Origin of the sequence: Adlercreutzia sp. ZJ138 (assembly GCF_011038935.1) — a bacterium.
GTDB lineage: Bacteria > Actinomycetota > Coriobacteriia > Coriobacteriales > Eggerthellaceae > ZJ141.
On record NZ_JAAKEA010000044.1, the window covers coordinates 1 to 1,643 of the forward strand.

Annotated in this window: 1 protein-coding gene; it reads left to right on the forward strand. The window is 53.9% G+C overall.

The features are described from left to right. Window positions 1–219: 219 nt before the first annotated feature. On the forward strand, window positions 220–1,614 hold the full coding sequence (locus G7Y43_RS10535; protein ID WP_165046365.1) for a transposase: 1,395 nt from the start codon (window positions 220–222) through the stop codon (window positions 1,612–1,614). Window positions 1,615–1,643 lie beyond the last annotated feature (29 nt).

The window sequence follows — 1,643 nt, forward strand, 5'->3', positions numbered from 1 at the left end:
GGATTATTAGGCGGTAATCAATCGGTCTCACCGCCGGTTCTGACACAAAACAACCATGGAAAAGCCTGCTTATGTGGGCTTTTCTCGTTTGTGGGGCATTGACATACCAGCTCAACTCATGCTACAATTTAGGCGGTATTTAGGTGGTGTTTGGAGGATAGAGTGGGTAAATATTCAGTTCCGGCAGAGATTAGGGCGATGAAGCCTAAGGGTACAACCGTGAAGCTGATTTCGGGTGGCTATTATGTCTATGAGACTCGCAACGAGAAGCGCGCTGACGGTTCGTGGCGAACTGTGTCAGGCCCTTGTGTTGGTAAGATCGATCCTGTCCGTGGCTTCGTTGCAAACTCAGGCTCGCTTCATGATGAGGAGGTCTCAGCACTGGATTTCGGTGAATGGGCAGTCGCGCTTGCCAACTCGCGTTCAACGCTAGCGATGTTGCGCGAGTTTTTCTCAGCGCATGATGCAGAACGTATCTATGCTGCGGCACTCGTTCACTTCGTGCAGGGGTTTACCTACATGCGCGATGTGGCCTCATTCTACGAGATGTCTACGCTTTCTCTTCGATTACCTGGACTTAAGCTTGGCTACGACGCGCTTTCGCGGCTTTATGAAGACTTAGGTCGCCGTCAAGGCCCGGTCTTAGCTTTTGAGCAGGCGCTCGTGGAGCGCTGCTCGGGACAAGTTGCGATTGATGGGCATGTTATGGGCTGCCGCTCGGAGGAATCCGGACTTGCCGAGAAGGGTTACAAGTTTGGAAGGCTTGGCGAGGAGCAGGCAAATCTACTGATGGCCTATGACGTCAATACCGGAATGCCTCTTCTCTCTTCTCTCTACGAAGGAGGGGCAGCTGATAAGGTGTGCGTGCGCGATCTTCTCGGGCAGGCCGAGTTTTGCGATTTGCTGTTTGTCGTGGATCGAGGCTTTTACAGTAAGGAGAACATCGAGCTGTTCACATCAAACGGCTGCCAGTACGTGATCCCTCTCCCGAAGTCGAGTTCTGCTTGCCGCTTAGCGGTGGCCGACATGAACTTAAGCGGGCGGTTTGTCTATGAGCGGGGCCGCAAGTCAGCCATCGTGGAATTCAAGGAGCATAGGTGCGATGGTAGAAGAGTGCTCGTGTTTCGGGATGCCAACGAGGCGGCGGCTATGCAGGCGAATTACCTGCGACACCTGCGTCGTGGCGACCGTGGCTACACCCAGGAGGGATTCGATGCTTCCAGGGAGCTGATGGCGGTCACCGTGCTTGAGACAAGCCTTGCGGATACACCGGCAGATGAGGTCTACTCGATCTATAAGAAGCGCTGGGCGGTTGAGACCTACTTCGACTACTTCAAAAACGGCCAGGACGCTCACACGCTGTGTTTACAGGACTACCACATGGCTCAAGGGCTGGCATTCGTGCTCTTGGTAAGCGGGATAATCCACCGCGAGGTCGCAGACGCACTTGAAGCGTCAGGGCTTGGTATGTCGATGCCAGAGATGCTGCTAGAGGCCCGTAAGGTAAAGGCTTCCAAGCGTCATAGTATATGGGTGGCTTGCAACTGCAAGAAGAAGCGCCTTTCTCTGTTCGAAAAGATGAACACACCCCTTGAGGTTATGCCGCAGGCGTAACTCCCCGCCTAAAAACCCGAGAAGCTGTG